The following is a 4,787-nucleotide window of genomic DNA, read 5'->3' on the forward strand; positions in this document are numbered from 1 at the left end:
TAGATGCTAAGAAATCCTATAACAAATTCAAGGAAACAGTATGAATTACGAAAAGTTTTGTGAAGTACAACAAGAGGCTTGGGATAACTTCCTAGATATTTTTGCACAATCAGCCCTTAACCGTAAAGCGATTGAAGATGCACTTCATGACAGTGATGCGTTCAATGATGTACAAGATGCTATCCTAAGTGCTATCCGTTTGGAGTGTGAATAATGAGTAAAGTTAAACATTTCCCAACAAGTGAATATGATCAATATCTTTCTTTTGTTGATGTAGAAAATGTAGTTGGATTCCAAGAGGCGTGGAAAGTTCAAGATAAAGAGAAAGTAGATGCAATTCTTTATAGTCTGGGCGTTGACCTAGAAAACGGATACGAGATTGAAATCAATACACACCGGACGCGAATTAGTCAACAAGTAGAATATGGCCCCCGATTCTCCTTTAGTGAGAGAAAGGACAAAATCTGGCAGCAGTCTGGCATGTCCATTGAGGATCAGATTGCTAACTGTAGTGACATTTCCTTGCAGATTATGCTTAAAGGAATGAGTAAACGAGGGTTTGGTAAGTGTGATACTGTTAAATCTGTTGAACAACTGGCCTCAGAGCTTTAATTAATATTTTTGGTAACTAAGGAGTAAGACTTGAAACACATTGAATTACAGCAAACTTCTCACGAGATTTGGGAAAAGAAGTATCAACTTAAAGATGAGCATCAACAGCCGGTTGACTTGAACATTGAAGACACATACAATCGTGTTGCTGCTGCTCTTGCTGAACCTGAAAAGAATCAAGAGTATTGGAAAGAGAAGTTTGCTTGGGCTTTGCGTAACGGTGCAACTCCTGCTGGTCGTATCATGTCTAATGCTGGTGCAGGGGCTTATAAGCCAGCAACTAGTTTGATTAACTGTACAGTAAGTCAGATTGTTGGTGATGGGATGCAAGACATCCTCGACTCTGTAATGCAAGCTGGTATGACACTGAAGGCAGGTTGTGGTATTGGTTATGAGTTCTCCACACTTCGCCCTAAAGGTGCTTTTGTAAGTGGCGCCGGTGCTCATACTTCTGGTCCGCTTACTTTCATGGACATCTTTGATTCCATGTGTTTTACCATTAGTTCTGCCGGCGGTCGTCGTGGGGCTCAAATGGGAACCTTTGCTGTTTGGCACCCAGATGTGGAAGATTTCATTAAAGCTAAACGTGAAGATGGTCGGCTTCGTCAGTTCAACTTGTCCCTGCTGATTGATGATGAATTCATGGCTGCTGTTAAAGCAGAAGGTAAATACAATCTAGTCTTCCCCGTGAAGCAATCTGAAGTTGATCGTGGTTTGGTTAAAGCTGAAACCGTTTACAAGAAACGTTTCTGGGAAAAAGAATACTGCATCAAACAAGATTATATTCTCAACGATGAAGATCATATCTTGTGCAAAGTCTACAAACAGATTGAAGCTAAAGAGTTGTGGGATACAATGATGCGTTCCACCTACGATTATTCTGAGCCGGGTTTCTTGCTGATTGATCGTATTAACGAATACAACAACAACTGGTTTTGTGAAGAGATTCGTGCGACCAATCCATGCGGTGAACAACCTCTACCACCAGAAGGTTCATGCTTGCTTGGTAGTATTAACGTAGCAATGTTTGTTATTGACCCTTTCACTGATAAAGCTCGTTTTAACTGGGATAAGTACAAAGAAGTAGTTCGTATCTTTACTCGTATGCTTGATAACGTAGTTGAGATTAATGGTCTTCCTCTTGAGGGCCAACGTAAGTCGATTGAATACAAACGTCGTCACGGTATGGGTATTCTTGGTGTTGGGAGTGCGTTGTCTTTGCTTGGTGACACATACGGTTCTGAGAGTTCGATTGCTTTCACTGAAGAACTTATGAAAGTTATGGCTGTTGTTGGTAACGAAGTCGGTATTGATCTGGCTGTTGAGAAAGGTCCAGCTCCAATCTTTCACGACACAACAAATGGTGTTAGCAATAAAGTGTTGTGGTGTGCTGGTAAGTACATGGCTAAGATTTGGGAAGTTGCTCCAGAACTTAAAGAGAAGGCATTGCAATATGGTTGCCGCTTCACTCACCATACATCGATTGCACCAACCGGCACTATTAGTTTGTCTTTGAACAACAACGCAAGTAATGGCATTGAGCCCTCGTTCTCTCACAAGTACACACGTAACGTGATTGTAGAAGGTAAGAAGTCTAAACAAGCAGTTGATGTTTATAGTTATGAAATGCTGTTCCACAAAGAGATTACAGGTGAAGATGTTGTACCGGCTACATTCAGTACAGCAGATAATGTAACAACGTATGCTCACGTAGACATTCAAGCAGCAGCGCAGAAATGGTGTGATAGTAGTATTTCCAAGACTATTAACGTTCCATCTGATATTGCTTTTGATGACTTCAAAGACATTTACATCTACGCATATGATAACGGTTTGAAAGGTTGCACAACTTTCCGCTTTAACCCTGAAGCCTTCCAAGGTGTATTGGTGAACGAGGAAGACCTTGAAGCTACAACCTACATCTTCAAATTGGATGATGGTAGTGAAGTAGTTACAAAAGGGAATGACACAATTAATTACGCTGGTGAAGAACACACAGCAGCAAATCTGTATGATGCAATTAAGGAGAACTATTTTGGCAAGTTTTGAGATCACCAATAAAATCACTTCTGTACACCTTGGTGATAAGAAAGAAAAGGCGCTTGAGTTTGATAAAGTAATCATCACTAACGTTCCACTCCCAGATGATGCACAAGCTCGGGTTAAAACACTTAAAGCTGAGGGTAAGAAGTGGTATGTGACCGTCGTTTACCACCCAGAGTCAACCTTGCCCTTTGCTATGTTTTGCCTCACTAATAACAAGGAAAAGACCGCACAAACAAGTGATGCTGTAGAACGTTTGTTGGGGTTGGCTCGTAAGTCTGGTATCCTTGAAGAACATGTTGTAAGTCTTGAAGATAAGATGTCAGCAGACAGTAATGTTAACAAGCTTACTCGTGCGATTAGTTTGCTTCTGCGCCACCGTGTACCGATTCAGAATATTGTCTTTACACTAGCCCAGATGGATAACATTTTTGTTGGATCTTTCTTGTTCCAGATTAAGAAGTTCTTGTCCTTCTACGTAAAAGATGGTGAGAAAGTTGAAGGTGGTACTTGTGGGGATTGTGGTAGTACACACTTGATTTACTCTGAAGGATGCATGACATGCGCTTCGTGCGGTTCCTCGAAATGTGGTTGAATTAGTATGGACTACGTAGAACTAATGGAAAAGGTTGGCACACAATCGAACGTGACTCACTCTTGCCCTCGCTGTAATTCGCCAGTTAGATGCGACATTTCACTAGGTAAACAGGCTTGTTGGTGTTTCAACGTACAGAGCAAGGGGTTGGAGCTGAACGACGTTTGTATGTGTAAAAACTGCCTCAATAAAGCTTAAAATAAAATTTGACATAGCTTTGAAAGAAGCCTAAACTGAATCCCATGGGCAGAGATGCTTGTGGGATTTTCTTTTGGAGGGGATAAAATGGAAAAGGTTTTATACTACGTAGGTTTTGACGTAGAACAAGAACGTAGGAAGTTTGAAGAGATTATTCAATATCGTCAATTCCTTGGTCGTCATAAAGACGGGACATACGAGCTTGATTGGGTAGAGGGTCGTTGGTGTGGTTGGTTGCTTTGTGTACAATACCGGGAGGAGAGCTAACATGCGCTATTCTAAAGGTCGTTGGATCGCGAGTTATCTTGACACCTATTCCCTAGACTGCACACTCTCACCAATCATCCACGCAGGACTATCAAAGTTCCACGATGTCCTAGAGAAGCGTAATAAAGAAGGTGGTTGTCTAGGCGTCCCCAACGAATACATGAAGAATGAAGCTGATTGGGTGACAGACCAAGATGTTCAAGATTGGCTAGACGACATCAAGAAAATGATGTATGCTTTCAAGAACAAAGAGCCTGATATGAAGCATTATAACTTTAGTCTTGAGATGGTTCCTGTTCCGGGTGGTGTTGCTAAAGAAGGAATGTCAATTCCTTACACAATTGAATGTGATAATGAGGAAGAGAAAGCTCGTTATTATGCAGATCTAGATGTACATGAGAAGAAGGTTCAGGAAGGGTTGAACCTCTTTGGTGCTAAATTTAAATCATTGTGGTGGTAGGAGATAGAAAAATGAACAAAAATCCTTTGGTTGATGTCGCTGCAATCTTAATGTGTGCAGCGCTCATAGTCCTAATTGGTCAATATTATATTCACAAGAAACAAGCTGAAGTCTTCCAAGTTCCACAGAAACACCAAGAAGTTAAGACGTTTGAATCATTGAATAAGAGGACTGAATAATGAACATTTGGCTAAGTTTAGATGCCGTTGAAAATGAGAACGTAGATGTCATCAGGAAGAAGATTAAAGCACTTGAAGAACTGAATGAAAAGGAATATGAATTTTACTTTAAAGTTGTTCCAACAGCTATTGGTACTAAGACTTCATTCATTTGTGAAGAGTTGTCAATAGATAAGGACGTGACTAATTATAGCTGTTGGTAATTTACTTTTCTATAGGCATAAAAATAGCCCGCCAAATGGCGGGCTTAGTCTTGTTCTGAGAAAGGTAAAATGGCGTTCACCTTAATGTCTGCAAAGCAGTTGTTGTTTTAATTATTCAGGGTGTTAATGTTATTCGTGATAATCTTTTGATTACCCTTCTTATCGGCTTGTAACTCTTTCATCCGCATCTCAAGAACATAGACACGTTGATCAGTGCTTACTTGGTAGTC

General features: G+C 40.6%; 9 protein-coding genes. All 9 read left to right on the forward strand.

Translation table 11 applies throughout. From position 1 onward, the window contains the following. The first annotated feature begins 40 nt into the window (after positions 1–40). The 9 genes from ACGLXV_RS15150 (at position 41) to ACGLXV_RS15190 (ending at position 4,557) form a co-directional block, all read left to right on the forward strand. Positions 41–214 (forward strand): hypothetical protein, encoded by a 174-nt coding sequence (locus ACGLXV_RS15150; protein ID WP_391559309.1) that lies wholly within the window; start codon positions 41–43, stop codon positions 212–214. Further along, positions 214–612 (forward strand): hypothetical protein, encoded by a 399-nt coding sequence (locus ACGLXV_RS15155; protein ID WP_391559310.1) that lies wholly within the window; start codon positions 214–216, stop codon positions 610–612. The genes ACGLXV_RS15150 and ACGLXV_RS15155 overlap by 1 nt, the downstream gene beginning before the upstream one ends. A gap of 30 nt (positions 613–642) precedes the next feature. After that, positions 643–2,661, forward strand: coding sequence for an adenosylcobalamin-dependent ribonucleoside-diphosphate reductase (locus tag ACGLXV_RS15160; RefSeq protein ID WP_391559312.1), 2,019 nt, complete (start codon positions 643–645; stop codon positions 2,659–2,661). Beyond that, positions 2,648–3,250, forward strand: a complete 603-nt coding sequence (locus ACGLXV_RS15165; RefSeq protein ID WP_391559313.1) for a hypothetical protein — start codon at positions 2,648–2,650, stop codon at positions 3,248–3,250. The genes ACGLXV_RS15160 and ACGLXV_RS15165 overlap by 14 nt, the downstream gene beginning before the upstream one ends. Positions 3,251–3,274: 24 nt before the next feature. Then, positions 3,275–3,448: a cysteine-rich CWC family protein gene (locus ACGLXV_RS15170; protein ID WP_391559321.1), complete on the forward strand. Its 174-nt coding sequence runs from the start codon at positions 3,275–3,277 to the stop codon at positions 3,446–3,448. Between the two features lie 87 nt (positions 3,449–3,535). Then, positions 3,536–3,715, forward strand: coding sequence for a hypothetical protein (locus tag ACGLXV_RS15175; protein ID WP_391559314.1), 180 nt, complete (start codon positions 3,536–3,538; stop codon positions 3,713–3,715). A 1-nt stretch (position 3,716) separates the two neighbouring features. Next, on the forward strand, positions 3,717–4,175 hold the full coding sequence (locus ACGLXV_RS15180) for a hypothetical protein (protein WP_391559316.1): 459 nt from the start codon (positions 3,717–3,719) through the stop codon (positions 4,173–4,175). 11 nt (positions 4,176–4,186) lie between these two features. After that, positions 4,187–4,354: a hypothetical protein gene (locus ACGLXV_RS15185; protein ID WP_391559317.1), complete on the forward strand. Its 168-nt coding sequence runs from the start codon at positions 4,187–4,189 to the stop codon at positions 4,352–4,354. Next, positions 4,354–4,557, forward strand: coding sequence for a hypothetical protein (locus tag ACGLXV_RS15190; RefSeq protein WP_391559319.1), 204 nt, complete (start codon positions 4,354–4,356; stop codon positions 4,555–4,557). The genes ACGLXV_RS15185 and ACGLXV_RS15190 overlap by 1 nt, the downstream gene beginning before the upstream one ends. The last annotated feature ends 230 nt before the right edge of the window (positions 4,558–4,787 follow it).

This window comes from Robertmurraya sp., from assembly GCF_036676585.1.
Lineage (GTDB): Bacteria > Bacillota > Bacilli > Bacillales > Cytobacillaceae > Robertmurraya_A.

What these genes read in the sequence shown, in the direction of transcription:
- ACGLXV_RS15150 (WP_391559309.1), top strand. Translation starts at nt 41, where the DNA reads ATGAATTACGAAAAGTTTTGTGAAGTACAACAAGAGGCTTGGGATAAC.
- ACGLXV_RS15155 (WP_391559310.1), top strand. Translation starts at nt 214, where the DNA reads ATGAGTAAAGTTAAACATTTCCCAACAAGTGAATATGATCAATATCTT.
- ACGLXV_RS15170 (WP_391559321.1), top strand. Translation starts at nt 3,275, where the DNA reads ATGGAAAAGGTTGGCACACAATCGAACGTGACTCACTCTTGCCCTCGC.
- ACGLXV_RS15175 (WP_391559314.1), top strand. Translation starts at nt 3,536, where the DNA reads ATGGAAAAGGTTTTATACTACGTAGGTTTTGACGTAGAACAAGAACGT.
- ACGLXV_RS15180 (WP_391559316.1), top strand. Translation starts at nt 3,717, where the DNA reads ATGCGCTATTCTAAAGGTCGTTGGATCGCGAGTTATCTTGACACCTAT.
- ACGLXV_RS15185 (WP_391559317.1), top strand. Translation starts at nt 4,187, where the DNA reads ATGAACAAAAATCCTTTGGTTGATGTCGCTGCAATCTTAATGTGTGCA.
- ACGLXV_RS15190 (WP_391559319.1), top strand. Translation starts at nt 4,354, where the DNA reads ATGAACATTTGGCTAAGTTTAGATGCCGTTGAAAATGAGAACGTAGAT.